17 protein-coding genes and 1 pseudogene are annotated in these 20174 nt (G+C 73.1%); 8 read left to right on the top strand and 10 right to left on the bottom strand.

Going from position 1 to position 20174, the window contains the following annotated elements; genetic code table 11:
- Position 1: 1 nt before the first annotated feature.
- From AB0D32_RS05515 to AB0D32_RS05500, 4 genes are all read right to left on the bottom strand, one after another.
- Positions 2–442 carry a SigE family RNA polymerase sigma factor gene (locus AB0D32_RS05515; protein WP_357085236.1) on the bottom strand — a complete coding sequence of 147 codons (441 nt, stop codon included), beginning with the start codon at positions 440–442 and terminating at the stop codon, positions 2–4.
- Between the two features lie 59 nt (positions 443–501).
- Positions 502–1749 (bottom strand): phosphoribosylamine--glycine ligase, encoded by a 1248-nt coding sequence (gene purD, locus AB0D32_RS05510; RefSeq protein ID WP_357085234.1) that lies wholly within the window; start codon positions 1747–1749, stop codon positions 502–504.
- An 83-nt stretch (positions 1750–1832) separates the two neighbouring features.
- On the bottom strand, positions 1833–2699 hold the full coding sequence (locus tag AB0D32_RS05505; protein WP_357085232.1) for a hypothetical protein: 867 nt from the start codon (positions 2697–2699) through the stop codon (positions 1833–1835).
- A 281-nt stretch (positions 2700–2980) separates the two neighbouring features.
- A complete protein-coding gene (locus AB0D32_RS05500; RefSeq protein ID WP_357085230.1) occupies positions 2981–4270 on the bottom strand; it encodes an adenylosuccinate synthase in 1290 nt (429 codons plus the stop codon).
- A gap of 402 nt (positions 4271–4672) precedes the next feature.
- Between AB0D32_RS05500 and AB0D32_RS05495 the strand changes: the two are divergent.
- Positions 4673–5554, top strand: a pseudogene (locus AB0D32_RS05495) (hypothetical protein); the annotation flags it as partial.
- A gap of 1078 nt (positions 5555–6632) precedes the next feature.
- A complete protein-coding gene (locus tag AB0D32_RS05490) occupies positions 6633–8420 on the top strand; it encodes a chromosome partitioning protein (protein ID WP_357085679.1) in 1788 nt (595 codons plus the stop codon).
- 77 nt (positions 8421–8497) lie between these two features.
- Here AB0D32_RS05490 and AB0D32_RS05485 read toward each other — a convergent pair whose 3' ends face one another.
- Positions 8498–8926 carry a DUF3151 domain-containing protein gene (locus tag AB0D32_RS05485; protein WP_357085228.1) on the bottom strand — a complete coding sequence of 143 codons (429 nt, stop codon included), beginning with the start codon at positions 8924–8926 and terminating at the stop codon, positions 8498–8500.
- Between the two features lie 232 nt (positions 8927–9158).
- Here AB0D32_RS05485 and AB0D32_RS05480 point away from each other — a divergent pair, with 232 nt between their 5' ends.
- Positions 9159–10424 (top strand): hypothetical protein, encoded by a 1266-nt coding sequence (locus tag AB0D32_RS05480; protein WP_357085226.1) that lies wholly within the window; start codon positions 9159–9161, stop codon positions 10422–10424.
- A gap of 63 nt (positions 10425–10487) precedes the next feature.
- Here the strand turns inward: AB0D32_RS05480 and fbaA are convergent, their stop codons facing one another.
- Together fbaA and AB0D32_RS05470 are read right to left on the bottom strand one after the other, a co-directional pair.
- On the bottom strand, positions 10488–11513 hold the full coding sequence (gene fbaA, locus AB0D32_RS05475; RefSeq protein WP_357085224.1) for a class II fructose-bisphosphate aldolase: 1026 nt from the start codon (positions 11511–11513) through the stop codon (positions 10488–10490).
- A 151-nt stretch (positions 11514–11664) separates the two neighbouring features.
- A complete protein-coding gene (locus AB0D32_RS05470; RefSeq protein WP_357085222.1) occupies positions 11665–12048 on the bottom strand; it encodes a phage holin family protein in 384 nt (127 codons plus the stop codon).
- 127 nt (positions 12049–12175) lie between these two features.
- Between AB0D32_RS05470 and AB0D32_RS05465 the strand changes: the two genes are divergently transcribed.
- The 5 genes from AB0D32_RS05465 (at position 12176) to AB0D32_RS05445 (ending at position 18166) form a co-directional block, all read left to right on the top strand.
- Positions 12176–12388: a hypothetical protein gene (locus AB0D32_RS05465; RefSeq protein ID WP_357085220.1), complete on the top strand. Its 213-nt coding sequence runs from the start codon at positions 12176–12178 to the stop codon at positions 12386–12388.
- Between the two features lie 96 nt (positions 12389–12484).
- Positions 12485–13933 carry a 3' terminal RNA ribose 2'-O-methyltransferase Hen1 gene (locus AB0D32_RS05460; protein WP_357085218.1) on the top strand — a complete coding sequence of 483 codons (1449 nt, stop codon included), beginning with the start codon at positions 12485–12487 and terminating at the stop codon, positions 13931–13933.
- Positions 13930–16455 (top strand): polynucleotide kinase-phosphatase, encoded by a 2526-nt coding sequence (locus AB0D32_RS05455; RefSeq protein ID WP_357085216.1) that lies wholly within the window; start codon positions 13930–13932, stop codon positions 16453–16455. The genes AB0D32_RS05460 and AB0D32_RS05455 overlap by 4 nt, the downstream gene beginning before the upstream one ends.
- Before the next feature lie 45 nt (positions 16456–16500).
- Positions 16501–17286, top strand: coding sequence for a thioesterase family protein (locus AB0D32_RS05450; protein WP_357085214.1), 786 nt, complete (start codon positions 16501–16503; stop codon positions 17284–17286).
- A gap of 166 nt (positions 17287–17452) precedes the next feature.
- On the top strand, positions 17453–18166 hold the full coding sequence (locus AB0D32_RS05445) for a VTT domain-containing protein (protein ID WP_357085212.1): 714 nt from the start codon (positions 17453–17455) through the stop codon (positions 18164–18166).
- Between the two features lie 58 nt (positions 18167–18224).
- Here AB0D32_RS05445 and AB0D32_RS05440 read toward each other — a convergent pair whose 3' ends face one another.
- The 3 genes from AB0D32_RS05440 to AB0D32_RS05430 form a co-directional block, all read right to left on the bottom strand.
- Entirely contained in the window at positions 18225–18602 is a 378-nt protein-coding gene (locus AB0D32_RS05440) for a metalloregulator ArsR/SmtB family transcription factor (protein WP_007454255.1), read from the bottom strand.
- Positions 18603–18659: 57 nt separating this feature from the next.
- Positions 18660–19199 (bottom strand): orotate phosphoribosyltransferase, encoded by a 540-nt coding sequence (locus tag AB0D32_RS05435; protein WP_357085210.1) that lies wholly within the window; start codon positions 19197–19199, stop codon positions 18660–18662.
- Positions 19200–19356: 157 nt separating this feature from the next.
- Complete coding sequence (locus AB0D32_RS05430; protein ID WP_357085208.1) at positions 19357–20166, bottom strand: SDR family oxidoreductase; 810 nt, start codon at positions 20164–20166, stop codon at positions 19357–19359.
- Positions 20167–20174 lie beyond the last annotated feature (8 nt).

The following is a 20174-nucleotide window of genomic DNA, read 5'->3' as shown; positions in this document are numbered from 1 at the left end:
TCTAACGATTCTTGACAGTGCCGGTGGTGCAGCCGAGTTCCCGGGCGGTCTCCTGCACGGACAGGTCGCAGAAGTAGCGCAGCACCAGGACCGCGCGGCGGCGCGGCGGCAGCTCGGCGAGCAGGGCGAGAAGAGTCAGCCGGTCCGCGGCACCGTCGCTGGCGGATCGGACGGCGGCATCGGGGACCTCCGCCCAGGAGGCCTCGCGCCGCCACGGCCGGCGCCGCTCGTCCAGCCAGACCCGCAGCAGGGTACGCCGGACGTACGCGTCGGGGCTGTCCATCCTGGACACCCGTCGCCAGTGCCGCAGCAGCTTGACCAGCGCCGTCGACACCAGGTCGTCGGCCGTGTGCCAGTCACCGCAGAGCAGGTACGCCGTGCGGCGCAGCGGCTCCAGCCGTGCCCCGACGTACTCGCGGTAGCCCTCGATGTCGGCAGGCAATCCCGCCACCTCCTCGCCTCACCGCTCAAACGGAGGCGGGGCGGGGGGAGGTTGCCCGGTCAGCCCGGAATGCTGATCCGACCCTCGACGGCGGCGGAGGCGATGTCGGTGCGGTGCTGCGAGCCGGCCAGCTCCACGCCGGCCACCAGCGCGTACGCGGCGTCGCGGGCGGCGGGCAGGTCAGCACCGGTGGCGGTGGCGCAGAGCACCCGGCCACCGGCGGAGAGCAGCGCCCCGTCGGCGTCCCGGCGGGTGCCGGAGTGGATGATCCCCGGCCCCTCCGCCCCGACGATCACGTCGCCGGTGCGCGGGGCGGCCGGGTAACCCTCGGAGGCGACCACGACCGTGACGGCGGCGCCCTCGCGCCAGCGCAGCGGCGGGTGCCCGGCCAGCGTGCCGGTCGCGGCGGCGTGCAGCAGCCCGGCGAGCGGGGTCTCCAGCAACGCGAGCACCACCTGCGTCTCCGGGTCACCGAAGCGGGCGTTGAACTCGATCACCCGGGGGCCGTCGGCGGTGATCGCCAGCCCGACGTAGAGCAGGCCCGCGAACGGGGTGCCCCGCCGGGCCATCTCCGCCAGGGTCGGGTGGACGACGTCGCGCATCACCTCGTCGACCAGGCCGGCCGGCGCCCACGGCAGCGGCGCGTACGCCCCCATGCCGCCGGTGTTCGGGCCGGTGTCGCCGTCGCCGACCCGCTTGAAGTCCTGCGCCGGCAGCAGCGGCACCGCCGCCTCGCCGTCGGTGACCACGAAGAGGGAGACCTCCGGGCCGGCGAGGTACTCCTCGACCACTACCCGACCGCACTCCTCGGCATGCCGGAGCGCGGCGGCGCGGTCGTCGGTCACCACGACACCCTTGCCTGCGGCGAGCCCGTCGTTCTTCACCACGTACGGCGCGCCGAACTCGTCCAGCGCCCGCGCCGTGCTCTCCGCGTCCGTGCAGGTGTGCGCGCGGGCGGTCGGCACGCCGGCGGCGGTCATCACGTCCTTGGCGAACGCCTTCGAGCCCTCCAGCCGGGCCGCCTCCCCGGACGGCCCGAAGACGGGGATGCCCTTGGCGCGTACGGCGTCGGCGACCCCGGCCACCAGCGGCGCCTCCGGCCCGATCACCACCAGGTCGACCCCGGTCTCCACCGCCAACGCGGCGACGGCCGCCGGATCGCAAGGATCCACCCCCCGCACCGAGGCAAGCGAAGCGATGCCGGGATTCCCCGGCGCCGCAATCAGCTGCTCGACGGACGGATCACCGGCGAGGCCCAGCGCGAGCGCATGCTCCCGCCCCCCACCACCAAGAAGAAGAACCCGCACCCCCGCATCCTACTGACCCCCACTCTCCACCCCGTTGATCATGAGGTTGGCGGCACCGGCAGCGATCAACTTCGCCGGCAACCTCATGATCGACGGCGTCGGGCTGCGGCGAGGGCTTCGCGGACGGTCCAGGGGATGTAGTCGGGATGGAGGGTGTCGGCCCAGGTGAAGCGGAGGACGGTCCAGCCCGCGTTGACCAGGCGGTTCTGTCTGCGTCGGTCGGCGAAGGCGGCCATGGGGGTGTCGTGGGGTCCTCGGCCGTCAGCCTCGGCGATCACCTTCGGGCCTCGCCAACCGAGATCACCAATGCCGAGCAGATGGCCATCGTCGTCCCGCACCGCGATCTGGAGGACGTCCGGCGGCACCTTCCCGTCGACGCAACGGAGCCGGGTGCGGGTCTCCAGCGGCGACTGCGCCCGGCCGTCCGCCTCTGCCAGGTGACCGCGCGCGGCCACGGCTCCCCGCCGACCTCTGACCAGTCGCGGAATGGAGAGCAGGTCAGCCTCGGCAATCAGGCGACGGTTCAGCGCCGAGTCCAGCACCGAGACCGCCGGGTACCGGCCGACGCGACGGATCACCTCACTCACGGTGCAGAGCGGGCTCGTGACGGCCATACCGCCGACGTGGACGACCGAAGCCGCCGGGTGCTCGATCTGATGGACCACGAGACCGGGTTCCCGAACCCGCGCCAGCCTCGCGGAGGTGCCGGGCAGCGCCACGTGAATCTCGTCGCTGGGCGGGAGACCGGCGATGCCGTGAAGCTCGGCAGCCGTTGCGTGCACCGCGTGCGCCCGGGGTCCCAGCGACAGCAGGGCCGCGCGTATCAGATGCCGCCGGGATGGCCCCTCGGTCGCTTCGCCGTCCACGAGATAGACGGCCCGTGCGGCGCGGCGCCAACGGCCGAATGCAACTAGGTTGTCGATCTCGTGTCGACCGAACCCGACACCCACGGCCTGGGCCCGGGTGACCAACCCGTCCTGCCCGCCGGCAATCCGCCGCAACTCCCTCGCCCGATCCATGGCTGACCACCATGGCCCAGTCCACCCACCCCCGGCTCCCCCTGTGGAAAACCATCCCTGCCCTGTGGAAAACCTCCACCCGCCTTCCCCAACCGGCTGTCCAAACCGAGTCGATCATGAGGCTAGCGGCACGGACAGCGATCGACTTCGCCGCCAACCTCATGATCAACGCGCAGGTCCCCGGAGGGGGTGGGGTGGGAGCGGGGTGGGGGTTATGGGAGGAGGGGGTGGCGGACCACGTTTTCCTCGCGGCCCGGGCCCACGCCTACGACGCTGACCCGGGTGCCGCAGAGTTCCTCGATGCGGGCGATGTAGCGTCTCGCGTTCTCCGGGAGATCGTCCTCGGTGCGCGCCTTGGTGATGTCCTCCCACCAGCCGTCGAGCTCCTCGTAGATCGGAGTCGCATGGTGGAAGTCGGTCTGGGTCATCGGCATGTCGTCGAAGCGCTCGCCGTTGATCTCGTACCCGACGCAGATCGGCACCTTCGCCAGGCCGGTGAGCACGTCCAGCTTGGTGACCACCAGGTCCGTGACCCCGTTGAGGCGGCAGGCGTACCGGGCGACGACGGCGTCGAACCAGCCGCAGCGGCGCTCCCGGCCGGTGGTGGTGCCGTACTCGTGGCCGATCTTGCGCAGGTGCTGCCCGTTGTCGTCGAAGAGCTCCGTCGGGAACGGCCCGGAGCCGACCCGCGTCGTGTACGCCTTGCTGACCGCGATCACCTTGTTGATCGCCGTCGGCGGGATGCCGGCGCCCACGCAGGCCCCGCCGGCCGTCGGGTTCGACGAGGTCACGAAGGGGTACGTGCCGTGGTCCATGTCGAGCATGGTGGCCTGGGCGCCCTCCAGCAGGACCGTCTCGCCGCGGTCCAGCGCGTCCCAGAGCATCACCCGGGTCTCGGCGATGTACGGCTTGAGCCGCTCCGCATAGGCGAGGTATTCCTCGATCGTCGCGTCGACGTCGATCGCCTTGCGGTTGTAGACCTTGAACAGGAGCTGGTTCTTCTCGCGCAGCGCCAGTTCCAGCTTCTTGCGCAGGATGCCCGGGTCGAGCAGGTCCTGCAACCGGATGCCCATCCGGGCGACCTTGTCGCCGTACGCCGGGCCGATGCCCCGGCCGGTGGTGCCGATCCGGGAGCTGCCGAGGTACCGCTCGACGACCAGGTCCAGGGCCCGGTGGTGCGGCATGATCAGGTGCGCGTCGCCGGAGATCCGCAGCCGGCTGACGTCGACCCCCCGCTCGGCCAGCCCGTCGATCTCGGCCAGCAGCACCTTCGGGTCGACCACCACACCGTTGCCGATGACGATCATCGCGCTCGGTGAGAGCGCACCCGACGGCATCAGGTGCAGCGCGTACTTCTGGCCGTCCGGCGTGATCACCGTGTGGCCGGCGTTGTTGCCGCCCGAGTAGCGCACGACGTAGTCGACCCGCTCACCCAGCAGGTCGGTAACCTTGCCCTTGCCCTCGTCGCCCCATTGGGCGCCGAGGAGCACGATCGCTGGCATCTTCTCGCCTCCAGAAGGCTCGGGTGCCAGGTGGCGACCGGTCAGCGAGCCCGGGGTGTCAGGCTAACAAGTAGTGGCGGCGCGGCCGGCAGGGGTCGCGTCGGGAGGCAGGAGGCCCTTTCCGTGTACGACGTGGTGCTGCTCACCCTCGGCTCGGAACGCGACGCTCCCGGCGGGGCCTGCGGCAGCGGCGGCGCCTGCTGCGGCGGGGCGACGCCGAACGGGGATGACGACGCCGCGACCGCGCACGGGAACACCGCAAGCGCGACGCCGCACGGGAACGACACCGGCGCGACGGCGGGCGACGCAAGCGCGACGCCGCACGGGAACGACGCCGGGGCGATGGCGGGCGACGCGGCCGATGCCTGCGCGGCCGGCGACCGGGACGGCGGGAAGGCCGGGGAGCGCTGCGACACCCCGAGGGTGCCGGTGCTGGCCTGCGCGGACGCGCTCACCGCCCGGGGGGCCCGGGTGGAGACGGTCACCGCCCGCTCGGACGCCGAGATCGACGAGGTGCTGGCCCGGTTCGACGGCCCGGCCCGCCCGGACGGCCTCACCTGGCCCGACCCGGACTCCAAGGTCCGACTCGTGGTCGCCTCGGCCAGTGACGCCCAGTTGCGCGCCGTCGTGCGCCGGCTCGTCCGGCGGTACGCCCCACCGCCCAGCCGCCGCCCCGACGACCTGCCCGGCAACCGGACGGTGCCGGACCTGCCGCCGATCGGCGTACTCCCGCTCGATCCGGCGCGGAGCACGACGCATCGTGACCTGGTGGCGCAGCTCGGACTGCCCCGCGACCCGGCGGCGGTGGCCACGGCGGTGCTGGACGGCACGCCCCGCCGGTTCGACCTGCTGCGCAACGACGGCGGCTCGGTGACCCTGGACGGCGTGCTCGTCGGTGCCGCCGACGACAGCGGCCGGCCGCTGCACTGGCGTGGCCGGGTGGAGGTGGACGACGCCGTGCTCTCGAACGGCGACGACCCGCTGATGGCCTGCGCGATCGGCAACGCCGGTGGGTACGCCCGGCTCGACGACGTGGCCCTGCTCGGCGGCCCCGACCCGACGGACGGCCTGGTCGAGGTGGCGGTGGCCGTTCCCGTGGTGACCCGCTCGGCGTTGGGCAGGAAGCGGGTACGGCTGGAGGTACGACGCGCCCGCGGGCGGGCCGTGTCCGTCCTGCCCCGGGAGGGGAAGATCCCGTTCCTCGACGACGGAGCCGAGGGCGAACTGGGCCGGAAGCGGTCCTGGTGGACCGAACCGGGTGCCTGGGCGGTCTGGGCGAGCTGACCTCGGCGTTCCCGTCGCGACCGACGCGGCCGGCCCGCGACGGCCGGCCGGGCGGGGCCACTGGGCCTATCCTCGGCAGGAGGAATGGGGAGGAACCGTGGTGGACGAGAATGTCGACCGGGTCCACGTGCCTGGTCAGCAGCCGATGCCGGAGCGGGACATCGAACCACTCTGGCCGCCGGAGCAGATCGACAGCGCCCACGCGTCGCCCTGGGCGTCGGCCGCCTCGCCCTCGTCCCCCGTCCCGCCCCAGAGCCGGCCGGGTCGCCCACCCTCGCCGGCCGATCATCCCTCCCTGACCGATGGGATACCGGCCCCCGGCGAGGCCCCGACTCCTGACAGGGTCCCCACTGCCGGGGAGGCCCCGACTGCCGGGGAGGCCCCGGCTACCGGCGAGGCTCCCGGCGTGGTCTCGATTCCCGGCGTGGTCCCGGTCGCCGGGGTCCCTGGTGCGGGAACGACCGCGTCGCAGGGCACGGGTGCCGACTGGTCGCCACCGCCGGCAGCAACCTCCGGATGGGGGCCGGACGCCTCGGCCTGGGCACCGCCGGCAACCGCCGCCCAGGCCGCATCGACCGCACCGCCGGGCTCTGGGGCAGGCCCCGCCGCACCCGGGCCGGCCGGCGACTGCGCCACGGCCGGGATGGACGGAAGTCCGCCGGAGTCCGCCGGAGGAGGCGTACCCGCCTTCCGGTCTCCGCAGACCGGCCCCGCCCGGGTCGACCTCGACATGCCGTTCAGCCTCGACCATCCGGCAGCCCCCGTCCCGATCGTGTCTCCGCACTCCCCGATCCCTGTCCGGGCCGCCGAGGGGCCGGGCCAGCCGGACAGGGGGTTCGCCGGGCGGCAGGACGGTCCCCCGCCGGCCGCCGTGGCCGGTGCCGTCCCTGGTGGCCGACCGTCGCTCCCTGACACCACGTCCGCCCCCGCTGAGTCAACCGGGACCGGCAGCACCCACCCGACCGCCGAAGTCCCGACGGCCGACAGCCCGACAACAGGCGGGACCGCGAACGCCGACCCGACGACGGTCAGGAACGAGACCAGCGGCCCGACGACGGGCAGGAACGAGAACGCCGACCTGACGACGGGCGATAGCGAGACCGCCGGCCCGGTGGCGGGCGGTCTCGAGGCCAGCGGCCCTGCGGCGGGCGGGACCGTGTCGACGACGGGCGGGAACGAAGCCGGCGGGTCGACGGCGGGTGGGAACGCGACCAACGGGCCGACGACGGGCACGACCGGGACGGGCAGCGGGGGGCGGGTGCCGGCGGAGTCGCCGTGGGCGCAGCCGCCGCAGCGACCAGCCACGGCGGCCGTCGAGCCCGGGCCGGGACCGAGGGCCGGCGCTGGTCCGGCGTCGACGCCCCAGGGCACCGCACCCCGACAGTCCCTCCAGCACCCCGTTCAACGGGACCCGGCCCACCAGATCCCGCCCCAGCGTGACCCGGCAGAGCAGAGCCCGCCCCAGCAGGACCCGGCCCAGCAGGCTCCGCCGCAGAGTGCGTCTCCAGGCCCGTTCCCGCATGACCCAACCGGACACGACGCACCGGTCGGGCCCGCCACGGACCTCGGAGCCGGCCCTGCGGCGCCACAGCACGGCCTAGGAGCCGACCCTGCGGCACCGCAGCACAGTCCCGGGGCCGACCCGACGGCACCACAGCAGGCCGACCCGACGGGCCCCTACCCACCACAGCAGCAGGCCGGGCCATATCCACCGCAGCAGGGCGCTCCGCCCGGGCCCTACCCGCCACGGCAGGCCGGCCCGTATCCGCCGCAGCAGGGTGCTCCGCCCGGCCCGTACCCGCCCGGCTGGTATCCGCCGCCCTGGCAGCAGGCCGCCCCGGGAGCCCCCGCCCCGGCTCCGCAGCAGGCGTACCAGCCGGCGGAGGGGGTCACCGCGGTGCCCCCGGCGCAGCCCGACGCGAACTGGCGCCCGGAGCCGACCGCCCCGCCGACGGCCGAGGACTTCGCCCGCCGCCGGCAGGTCCGTCCCGCGGACCCGGTGGCGGCGATGGGCGTACGGGCGGTGGCCAACCGGATCGGGCTGCGGCTGCCGCCGGGGCGGCACGAGCAGGAGTTGCGGCGGGACATCGACACGGTGCGCCGCAACTTCGGCGGGCTGCGCCAGGTGACCGTGGTGAACCCGAAGGGGGGCGCCGGCAAGACGGTGGCCATCCTGCTGCTGGCGATGACGTTCGGCCAGAAGCGCGGCGGCTACGTGCTGGCCTGGGACAACAACGAGACCCAGGGCACCCTCGGGATGCGCGCCCAGCAGGACTTCCACTCCCGTACGGTGCGGGACATGCTGCGTGACCTGGGCCAGTTCCAGGGCGCGCACGGGCGGGTGGGCGACCTGTCGCAGTACGTCCGCTCGCAGGGCGAGGGGATGTTCGACGTCCTCGCCTCGGACGAGTCGGCCACCGGCGGCGAGATGCTCACCGCCGCCGCGTTCGCCGAGATCCGCGAGGTGGTCAGCCGGTTCTACAAGCTGATCTTCGTGGACACGGGCAACAACGTCCGGGCCCAGAACTGGCAGGCCGCGATGGACGCCACGGACCAGCTGCTGGTCACCATGTCGGCCCGGAACGACTCGGCGGAGACGGCCGCCCGGATGCTGGACCACCTGGAGCAGAGCGGCCGGCAACGGTTGGTCCGACAGGCGGTGACCGTGGTCTCCATGCCTCCGTCGCGCAAGGAGATCGACCTGCCGGCGATCCAGGAGCACTTCGCGGCCCGCACCCGGGCGGTGCTGCTCGCGCCGTACGAGCGCCTCATCGACACCGGGGAGCCGATCCGGTACGGGGCGCTCTCCGCGGCCACCCGGGACGCCTGGCTGAAGATCGCTGCCGCCGTCGCGGAGGGGTTGTAGGGCGTCGGCGCCCCACGAGGGCCAGAACGAGCCGACGGCCGGCCGGGACTGTGCCGGGCAGGCCGTCGGCTCGGACGTCAGTTACTCGCCAGCGCGTCGGCTGCGGCCGGGTCGCAGTCGCGGAGGAACTGGGCGCAGCGGGCCGCCTCGTCCGCCTCGCCGATCTCGTCGGCGGCCCGGGACAGCACGTAGAGGCAGCGCAGGAAGCCCTGGTTCGGCTCGTGCGACCACGGCACCGGACCGAACCCCTTCCAGCCGCTGCGGCGCAACTGGTCCAGGCCCCGGTGGTAGCCGGTGCGCGCGTAGGCGTACGCAGGAATGACCTGGCCTGCGGCGAGCGCCCGCGCGGCCAGTGCGCCCCAGCCGGCACTGTAGGTCGGGAAGCGTGCCGCCACCTCGGCGTACGCCTCGTCGCTGCCGGCCCGCTCGGCGGCGGCCCGGGCGGTGTCGGCCTCGTCGTGCGCGGGGAGAAGGGTGGCCGGTGGTTCCGGCAACAGGTTCTGCATCGCCCCATTCAACCCGCTTCGCACCAGCGGGCGCGAGGGGGTTGGGCGAGCTGACTGGCTGAACGGCTGAGGAGTTGGTCACGCCTGCGGCCCATGCCCCCGGCCGATACTTTCGACTACAACTATTGGTCCGGAGCCTCCCCAGGACCCGGTATCGCAGGAGCCCGGTGGCCACGACCGCCGGGCTCCTGTCGGTTCAGGCGGGTTTGGCCGGTTGACCCGGCGGGGCAGGATGGCCAGGGTGCCGACCCCACCTCCCGCGGACGTCATCGAGCCGCACACCTGCACCGACGAGATCGAGACCCGCGCCGAGTTCGACCGGCGGCTGAGCAACGGCAGCCTGGTCGGGCTGACCGTGCAGGGGCTGCGGCTCGACCTCGACCCCGTCCCCGACCTCACCGCCGTCGAGGTGACCGGCACCCTCTTCGTGGGGTGTCGCTTCGCCTCCCGCGACGTCGGCGCCGACCTGGTCCGGCGCGGCGCCAACGTGGTGCCGCCGTTCTCCGGGCTGCCCTACCCGACCCAGCCGTCGCACCTCTACACCCCGGAGGAGTTGGCCGCCGGCTTCGCCGAGGGCGGGTTCGCCGGGATGTACGACACCCGGGTCTACGAGCACTTCCGGGCGCACGGCGGTGCGCTGCCGGACGTCCGGGAGGCACTCGGCCAACGGCTGCACGACCACGGCGTGGACAACGCGCTGGCGGACGCCACCCGCGCCTGGCTGGCCGCCCACGGGCCGCAGTCGGTGGTCGGCATCATGGGTGGGCACGCGGTGCCGCGCGGCAGCGCGCCGTACCGGACGGCGGCGGTGCTGGGCTGGGAGCTGGCCCGCGCCGACCGGCTGGTGGTGACGGGCGGCGGCCCGGGGGTGATGGAGGCCGCCAACCTCGGTGCCCACCTCGCGTTGCGGCCGGCCGAGGACCTGGACGCCGCAATCGACCTGCTCGCCGCGGCACCGGACTTCACCGACCACGACCGCTACACGGCGGCGGCGCTACGGGTCCGGGAGCTCTACGGCCGGCCGATGGCGTTGCCCCGGCCCCGGGCCACCGACCCCGGCAGCGTGTCCCGCGCCGACTCGGTGGCGCTGGCGGGCGGCGACGTGGACTGGGCGCGCGCCGGCGGGCTGGCCATTCCGACCTGGCTGTACGGGCACGAGCCGGCGAACCTGTTCGCCGGCCGGATCGCCAAGTACTTCTCCAACGCCATCCGCGAGGACACCATCCTGCGGCTGGCGCGGGGCGGGATCGTCTTCGCCCCCGGCCGGGCGGGCACGGTGCAGGAGGTGTTCCAGGCCGCCACCAAGACCTACTACGGCACCGACGGCGCCAGCGGCGCGTACGTCTTCCTGGACCGCGCGTACTGGACCGAGGAGCTGCCGGTGGAGTCGCTGCTGCGACCGCTGCTGAGGGCTTCGCCGTTCGGCGACCTGTCCGGCACCGTGCACCTCACCGACGACGTCCACGAGGCCGTCCGGGTGCTCACCGCGACGCCCTGACCGGGAGACGCCGACGGCCGGCCCCGGGTGGGGAGCCGGCCGTCGGCGGTACGCGTCAGCGTGTCACTTCGCCAGCGTGGTGCCGGTCGAGCGCAGGTGCTCGCAGGCCTCGGCGACGCGGACGGCCATGCTGGCCTCGGCGGCCTTGCCCCAGACCCGCGGGTCGTACAGCTTCTTGTTGCCGACCTCGCCGTCGACCTTGAGCACGCCGTCGTAGTTGCGGAACATGTGGTCCGCGACCGGCCGGGTGAAGGTGTACTGGGTGTCGGTGTCGATGTTCATCTTCACCACGCCGTAGTCGAGCGCCTCGCGGATCTCGGACAGCAGCGAGCCGGAGCCGCCGTGGAAGACCAGGCTGAGCGGCTTCTCCTTGCCGTACTTGGCGCCGACCGCCTCCTGGATCTGGTTCAGGATCTCCGGGCGGAGCTTGACGTTGCCCGGCTTGTAGACGCCGTGCACGTTGCCGAAGGTCAGCGCCGCCATGTAGCGGCCCTTCTCGCCCAGGCCGAGCGCCTCGACCATGGCCAGGCCGTCCTCGACGGTGGTGTAGAGCTTGTCGTTGATGGCGTTCTCGACGCCGTCCTCCTCGCCGCCGACCACGCCGACCTCGATCTCAAGGACGATCTTGGCCTCGGCGGCCCGGTCGAGCAGCTCGGCCGCGATCTCCAGGTTCTCCGCCACCGGCACGGCCGAGCCGTCCCACATGTGCGACTGGAACAGCGGCTCCTGGCCGGCGGCCACCCGCTCCTTGGAGATCTGCATGAGGGGCCGGACGAACTTGTCCAGCTTCTCCTGCGGGCAGTGGTCGGTGTGCAGGGCGATGTTGACCGGGTACTTCTTGGCCACCTCGTGGGCGTACGCGGCGAACGCCACCGCGCCGGTGACCATGTCCTTCACGGAGGGGCCGGAGAGGTATTCCGCGCCACCGGTCGAGACCTGGATGATGCCGTCGCTCTCCGCGTCGGCGAAGCCCTTCAGCGCCGCGTTCAGGGTCTGCGAGGACGTCACGTTGATGGCGGGGTACGCGTACTGACCGGCCTTGGCACGGTCCAGCATCTCCGCGTAGGTCTCGGGGGAAGCGATGGGCATGTCGAACGCTCCTTACTTACCGCTGTCGGCCGTCACCGGCCGCTGTTGTCCCTGGGTGCGCCGGACCGCGCTGTCCACCGTCGGCAGTATCCCGTAGAAGACCGAGGCCGGCACAACCGACCCGGTATGCGCCCGGTCCCTGGCCACCGGGTCACCGCCCCTCCCGCCTGTCGGGCACGACGACGCTGATCAGCCAGGTGACCACGGCCATCACGATGGCACCCCAGAACGCCGCCCAGAAGCCGTCCACGTGGAACGGCAGGTCCAGCGCCCGGGCGATCCGGTCGGTCAGCAGGAACAGCAGGGCGTTGACGACCAGCGCGAACAGGCCGAGGGTGAGCAGGTAGAAGACGCAGCCGAACACCTTGATGAGCGGCTTGAGCACCGCGTTCACCACGCCGAAGATCAACGCCACGACGACGAGTGTGAGGGCGGTGTCGGTGCCGGACCGACCGCTCACCTCCACCCCGGGCACGATCAGCGTGGTGATCCACAGCGCGACGGCGGTGATCGCCAACCGGATCAGGAAGCCCACTGCCCCATCCTGGCACCGGGGGTGGCGGCCGGTGGGGCGATTCGGTCGACTCGGTTCCGAGCGGCGGGCGGGCGCACCCCGTACGGTGTGTGGGGAACTGTCCGCCGAGATCCCGGGAGGGACTGGTATGGGTCAGCCCGAAGAGGACTTCGCTCCGAGCGACCACCTCGCCCCCGAGGAGCGCGACATGGAGGCGGAGCCGGCCGACGCGGTCGAGCAGGCCGCCGTGGTCGACCCCGGCGAGGCCGACACCGAGCCGCACCGTGGCCTGGAGGTCGGCGACTGGGACGCGATGGAGCAGGCCCGGGTGGTCGCCCCCAACGAGGACGACTACCGCTGACGGCGTGACCCGGGCACGCACCCGACGGCACACGCCCACCGCCAGCACGACGAAAACGGGACGACGCAAGATCCAGCGCCCTGGAACCATGGGCGCGTGCTGCTCACCCTGACCACCACGTACCGGCCGGCGACCGACCTCGGGCACCTGCTGGTCAAGCACCCCGACCGCGCGCACTCCTTCGACGTGCCGGTCGGCACCGCGCACGTGTTCTACCCCGAGGCCGGCGAGGAGCGCTGCACCGCCGCCCTGCTGCTCGACGTCGACCCGCTGCGGCTGGCCGGCGCGCGGGGCGGGGGACGCGGCCGGCAGCAGGCCCCGACCCCCGACAGCTTCACCCTCGGGCGGTACGTCAACGACCGGCCCTACGCGGCATCCAGCCTGCTCTCCTCGGCGCTGTCCAGGGTGTACCGCTCGGCCCTGCGCGGCGAGTCCCGCGAGCGTCCCAAGCTGGCCCGTACGCCGATCCCGCTTCAGGTGCGGGTGCCGGTGCTGCGCTGCCGGGGCGGCGCGGACGTGGCGGTCCGGTTGTTCGGCCCGCTCGGCTGGGCGGTGACCGCCACCCCGATCCCGCTCGACGAGCGGCACCCGGAGTGGGGCGACAGCCGGTACGTCGACCTGACGCTGACCGGCACGCTGCGGGTCTCCGACGCGCTCAACCACCTCTACGTCCTGCTGCCGGTGCTGGACGACGCCAAGCACTACTGGGTCGCCCCGGACGAGGTCGACAAGCTGCTCCGGGCCGGCGAGGGCTGGCTGGCCGACCACCCGGAGCGCGACCTGATCACCCGTCGCTACCTGGCGCACCGACGGGCGCTGGCCGGGCTGGCCCTGGCCCGCCTCACCGAGCGGCAGCCGACCGACGAGCCGGCGGTGGACGAGGCGACCGGGGACGAGGCGAGCGTCGGCGGCGGGCAGGTCGCGGCCCGCCGGGCGTCGCTGGCCGCGCGGCGGCGCGAGGCGGTACTCGGCGCGCTCGCCGAAGCGGGCGCGGGCCGGGTGCTGGATCTCGGCTGCGGCGGCGGCGCCCTGCTCGCCGCGCTGGTCGGGGACCGCCGGTTCACCGAGATCGTCGGCACCGACGTCTCCGCGCACGCGCTGAACCTGGCCGCCCGGCGGCTGCGGCTGGACCGGCTGCCCGAGCGGCAGCGGGGCCGGATCCGCCTCTGGCAGTCCGCACTGACCTACCGGGACGACCGGCTGCGCGGATACGACGCGGCGGTGTTGATGGAGGTGATCGAGCATGTCGACCCGCCCCGGCTGCCGGCGCTGGAGGACGCCGTGCTCGGTCACGCCCGGCCGGCCACCGTCGTGGTGACCACGCCGAACGTCGAGTACAACGTCCGCTACGAGGGACTGCCCGCCGGGCGGTTCCGGCACGCCGACCACCGCTTCGAGTGGACCCGCGCGGAGTTCGCCGCCTGGGTCGACCGGGTGTCCGCCACGTACGGCTACACCGCCGCAACCAGCGGGGTCGGCGACGACGATCCCGAGGTCGGCACCCCCACCCAGCTCGTCGTACTGACCCGGAAGGAGAACGCGTGACCACCCTCGACATCCCCGAGCTGGCCCTGGTCGCACTCGTCGGTGTCTCCGGCTCCGGCAAGTCCACCTTCGCCCGCCGGCACTTCGCGCCCAGCCAGGTGCTCTCCTCGGACGTGTTCCGGGCGATGGTCGCCGACGACGAGAACGACCAGTCCGCGTCCGCCGACGCCTTCGAGTCGCTGCACCACGTCGCCGCCACGCGGCTGCGCCGGGGCCGGCTCACGGTGGTCGACGCGACCAACCTCCAGCCGCACGCCCGCGCCGCCCTGGTGCGGGTGGCCCGCCAGCACGACGTGCTGCCGGTGGCCGTCGTGCTGGACGTGCCCGAGGCGCTGGCCTGGGAACGCACCGAGGGCCGCGCCGACCGCACCTTCGGCCGGCAGGTGCTCGCCCGGATGCAGCGTGACCTGCGTCGGTCGTACAAGCAGCTGGCCCGGGAGGGCTTCCGGAAGGTGCACGTGCTGCGTGGCGTCGAGGAGATCGACGCCGCCGAGATCCGCTACGAGAAGCTGTTCAACGACCGGCGGGAGCTGACCGGGCCGTTCGACATCGTCGGCGACGTGCACGGCTGCCGCGCCGAGTTGGAGACGCTGCTCAGCCGGCTCGGCTGGGAGCTGTACCGCGACGAGCGGGGCCGGCCGGTGGACGCCACGCACCCGTCGGGGCGTACCGCCGTCTTCGTCGGTGACCTGGTGGACCGCGGCCCGGACTCCCCCGGCGTGCTCCGCCTGGTGATGGGCATGGTCGCCGCCGGGCACGCGATCTGTGTCCCCGGCAACCACGAGCAGAAGATGCTACGCCGGCTGCGGGGCCAGAACGTGCGCCTCACCTACGGGCTGGCCGAGACGATGGAGCAGCTGGCGGCGGAACCGGACAGCTTCGTGGCCGAGGTGGCGACCTTCGTCGACGGCCTGGTCAGCCACTTCGTCCTGGACGGCGGCCGGCTGGTGGTCGCGCACGCCGGGCTGAAGGAGGAATACCAGGGCCGCACGTCGGGCCGGGTGCGCGCCTTCGCGTTGTACGGCGAGACCACCGGCGAGATCGACGAGTACGGGATGCCGGTTCGCTACCCGTGGGCGCGGGAATACCGGGGCTCGGCGATGGTGGTCTACGGGCACACGCCCACCCCGACACCGGAGTGGGTGAACCACACCATCTGCATCGACACCGGTTGCGTCTTCGGTGGCCGGCTCACCGCGCTGCGGTACCCGGAGAAGGAACTGGTCTCGGTGCCGGCGGAGCGGGAGTGGTACGCACCGACCCGCCCGCTGACCGCCGCGCCGGCCCGCCCGGACCAGGTGCTGGAGCTGACCGACGTGGTCGGCCGGCGGCACATCGAGCACGCGTACGGGTCGCTGACCGTGCCGGCGGAGAACGCCGCCGCCGCGCTGGAGGTGACGAGTCGGTTCGCGGTGGATCCGCGCTGGCTGGCCTGGCTCCCGCCGACGATGGCGCCCTGCTCGACGGCGACCGTCGGTGACTTCCTGGAGCACCCGGCGCAGGCCTTCGCCGACTACCGCGCGGCGGGCGTGGACCGGGTGGTCTGCGAGGAGAAGCACATGGGCTCGCGGGCGGTGGTGCTGGTCTGCCGGGAGCCGGACGGCGGGCCCTTCGGCCCGGGCGGGGGCGTGGTGCACACCCGCACCGGCCGGCCGTTCTTCGGTGAGCCGCTCGACACGGAACTGCTCGACCGGGTGCGTGCGGCAGTCGGCGGGGCGGGGCTCTGGGACGAGCTGGGGACCGACTGGCTGCTGCTCGACTGCGAGCTGCTGCCCTGGTCGGCGAAAGCCGGTGGCCTGATCCGCGAGCAGTACGCGGGGGTCGGCGCAGCCGGTCGGGCCGCCCTCCCTGCGGCGCTGGACGCACTGGAGGCTGCGGCCGGCCGGGGCCTGCCCGTGGACGGGCTGCGCGACCGGATGGCCCGCCGCCGCGACGAGATCCTGGCCTACTCGGAGGCCTACCGGGCGTACGTGGGCCCGACCGACGGGCTGCGCGGGGTGACCCTGGCCCCGTTCGCGGTGCTGGCCGGCGCGAAGGCCAGCTACGCCGACCGGGACCACGGCTGGCATCTCGGGCTGACCGACCGGCTCTGCGCCGCCGATCCGGAGTTCTTCACGCCGACCCGTCGCCAGGTCGTCGACCTGGCCGACCGGGCCGCCGAGGCGGCGGCCACGGACTGGTGGCTGGCGCTGACAGCGGCCGGCGGCGAGGGCATGGTGGTGAAGCCGTACGCCGGGCCGGCGGCCCGCAGCGAGCGGGGTTCGCTGCTCCAGCCGGGCATCAAGTGCCGGGGCCGGGAGTACCTGCGGATCATCTACGGTCCTGGGTACGACGAGCCGGAGCAGCTCGCCGCGCTGCGCCGCCGGTCGCTGGGGCGCAAGCGGGGGCTGGCGCTGCGCGAGCACGGGCTGGGTCTGGCGGCGCTGGACGCGCTGGTCGCCGGTGCTCCGTTGTGGCGCCGGCACGAGTTGGTCTTCGCGATCCTGGCCTGCGAGTCGGAGCCGGTCGACCCCCGGCTGTAGCGGCGGCCCGGCCGATCGGGGGCGGCGCGGGTAGGGTCGCCGACCATGACGTACGAGGCGTTCTACGAGTCGGCCGGCGACGGCCGGTTCGTGGCCACGCCGGCGACCGCCGGCCCGTGGGATCCGGCCGCCCAGCATGCCGGCCCGCCGTCGGCTCTGCTCGCCCGTGCGCTCGCCGGGCACGACCCCGTCGACGGTCAGCTCCTCACCCGCGTGTCGGTGGACATCCTGCGCCCGGTGCCGGTGGCGGAGCTGACGGTGCGGGTGCGGACGATCCGGGCCGGTCGGCGGATCACGCTGGTGGAGGGGGTCGGGGAGGCCGGCGGGCAGGAGGTGCTGCACGCCCGGGGCTGGCGCATCCTCGCTCCGGGCGAGCCGACGCCCGCGACGCCCGACGACGGGCCGGCGGTCCCGGAGCCGGACGCGGGCACCGAACCGGAGCACTGGACCGCCGCGCACTCCGCCGGCTACCTGGCAGCCATGCAGTGGCGTTTCGTCTCCGGCGCCTTCGCCGAGCCGGGTCCGGCCCGGGTGTGGGTACGGCCCCGGATCCCACTACTGCCCGGCGAGCCCGTCCGCCCGGCGGAACGGGCGTTGCTCGTGGCGGATTCGGGCAGCGGCGTGAGCGCCCGGCTGGATCTGTCCCGTTGGCTGTTCGTGAACGTCGATCTGTCGGTCACCCTGCACCGGCCGCCGCGCGGCGAGTGGCTCCTGCTCGACTCGGCCACCACGATCGGGCCGCACGGTTCGGGCGTCGCGACGAGCCGGCTGGCCGACGCCGAGGGCACAGTGGGCGGCGCGGTGCAGACACTCGTCGTCGCGCCGCGCTGAGGGCAGTCGCATTCCGCGCGGGAGCGGCATCGCGGCACGCGGCAGGGCGGGCGCGTCCCGGCGGGGCGGGGATTCCGCGCGCTGTGACGTCGAGCACCGCAACGGCGGGTAGCGACCTAGACTACGGACGTTCCATCACCGACCGGCATACATCGGAGGTCGCCTCGTGCCGACGCCCACCGCCACCCTGGCCCTGGGGCCGAGTTGGCTCGATCCAGAGGTGTTGATCTCGACGTTCGGGCTGATCGGCATCCTGGTCATCGTCTTCGCCGAGTCCGGCCTGCTGATCGGGTTCTTCCTGCCCGGCGACTCGCTGCTGTTCACGGCGGGGCTGCTCACCGCGGACGGGAAGTACATCACCTACCCGCTGTGGCTCGTCTGCCTGCTCATCACCATCGCGGCGATCGCCGGCGACCAGGTGGGGTACGCGTTCGGCCGCAAGGTCGGCCCGGCGCTGTTCCGCCGGCCGAACTCGAGGCTGTTCAAGCAGGAGAACGTGCTCAAGGCGCACGACTTCTTCGAGAAGTACGGCGCGCGCTCGATCGTGCTGGCGCGCTTCGTGCCGATCGTGCGGACGTTCACGCCGATCGTGGCCGGGGTCAGCCGGATGAACTACCGCACGTTCGTGATCTACAACGTGATCGGCGGCATCCTCTGGGGCACGGGCGTGACCGTGCTCGGCTACTTCCTCGGCCAGATCCCGTTCGTCAAGGCGAACATCGAGATGATCCTGATCGCCATCGTGGGGATCTCGGTCATCCCGATCGCCGTCGAGTTGCTGCGGGCGTGGCTGGCCGCCAGGCGGGGCACCACCCCGCAGGAGCGGGCCGCCGCCGAGGAGGCGATCCGGGAGACCCGCGAGCACTACGGCAAGCACTGACCGACCGGGCGTCCGGCGCCGTCCCTGGTCGGGGATGGCACCGGACGATCGGTACAGGTCAGCGTGCCTTCTTGGTGGCGCGCTTGCGCGGCGGGGTCAGCAGATCGGCGATCGTGGCGATCGCGGACGGCACCAGCCGGTAGTAGGCCCAGACACCGCGCTTCTCCCGCTCCAGCAAGCCGGCCTCGGTGAGGATACGCAGGTGGTGACTGACCGTCGGCTGCGAGAGGCCGAGAGGCGCGGTCAGGTCGCACACGCACGCCTCGCCCTCGGGCGCCGACTGGATCAGGCTGAGCAGCCGCAGTCGAGCGGGGTCGGCGAGGGCCTTGAGGACCCCCGCGAGACGCTCGGCATCGGCACGTTCGATCGGCTCGCCGGCAAGCGGCGAGATCTGAGGCATAGTCATTTCAGCCAACGCAGTTCCCACGTATTCCATCCTTCCACCAGCAGCATCGATCCGCCTGCATATCGGCGGATCCGAATCGGCAGACTTTTACGCCACAAGGCCGAGGTCAGCCAACGTATAGGCCGCCCGATACGGCAATCCGGCGGCTCGCACCGCGTCGCCGGCGCCTCGATCAACAATAACCGCCACACCTACGATCTCGGCCCCCACCTCGCGAAGGGCCTCGACCGCCGTCAACACACTTCCCCCGGTGGTGGAGGTGTCCTCCACCGCCAGGACCCGCCGGCCGGCCACGTCCGGCCCTTCGATCCGACGCTGGAGCCCGTGCGTCTTACCCGCCTTACGGACCACGAACGCGTCCAACGGGTGACCGGCCCCGGACGCGGCGTGCAACATCGACAGCGCCACCGGATCGGCGCCAAGGGTCAGCCCGCCCACCGCGTCGTAGTCCCAGTCCGCCGTCAGGTCACGCATCACCCGCCCCACCAATGGAGCGGCCTGGTGATGGAGCGTGACGCGACGTAGATCGACGTACCAGTCGGCCTCGCGGCCCGAGGAGAGCACCACCCGGCCGTGGACCACCGCCAGGTCAGTGATGAATTTACGCAGGTCGTCGTGGTCCCCCATGGCGATAGAGGGTACTGCGCAAGTCTGGGAGTCGTGTGTCGGGTCCACCCTGATCAGCCCTGGGGACGACCGACGACTGGCGATTTCCGGCTACGCTGAGCGACCGTTCAGGCGGCCGGACGGGCGATCGACGGGCAGTGGCGCGCTGATCGGACAGTCAGCCGTCGTCGCGGCCGATGCGGCCCCGGGTGTCCCGGGACACCACTTCCAGCAGCCGCCGGGGCGCGTGCCGAAGGCCGGCGACGGCGAGCTTGTACTTCCACGCGGGAACGCTGACCAGCTTGCCTTTCCGCAGGTCACGCAGGGCTTCGGCGACCACGTCGTCGGCCCGCAGCCACATCCACTCCGGCGTCTTGGACATGTTGATGCCGGCGCGGTCGTGGAACTCCGTACGCGTGTAACCAGGGCAGAGAGCCATCACGCGTACGCCGAGGGGCCGGGCGGACTGGCCGACGGACTCGCTGAAGTTGGTCACCCACGCCTTGCTGGCGGAGTAGGTCGAACCCGGCATGACCACGCCGAACCCCGCCACCGAAGAGACATTTATCACTGCCCCATGGCGTCGCTCGGTCATCGGCCGTAGGGCCGCGAGGGTCAGCCGCATCACGGCGTGCACGTTGAGCCGCAGCAGCCGCGCCTCGTCCTCTGCGGACGACCGCAGGAACGGGGTGTTCAGGCTGATCCCGGCGTTGTTGACCAACAGCTCGATCGGCGGCCCCTCGGCCAGCCGGCGCTCCACCGTCGCGCAACCGTCGTCGGTGGACAGGTCGGCCGGGATCGTCTCGACCTCCCGCCCGTGCTGCCCGGTCAGTTCGGCAGCCGTTGCGGTCAGGCGGGTCGCGTCCCGGGCCACCAGCACCAGGTGCCAGCCGTCGGCGGCCAGCCGACGGGCGAAGGCCGCACCGATGCCGGCGGTCGCTCCGGTGATCAGGGCCCGCCGCTCGCTGTCCGGCCTGTCGAGCGTCACGGGCGGTC

Source organism: Micromonospora sp. NPDC048170 (assembly GCF_040652795.1).
Classification (GTDB): domain Bacteria; phylum Actinomycetota; class Actinomycetes; order Mycobacteriales; family Micromonosporaceae; genus Micromonospora.
Note: the sequence above shows the minus strand (reverse complement) of the source record. Positions and strands in the feature narration are given on the sequence as shown.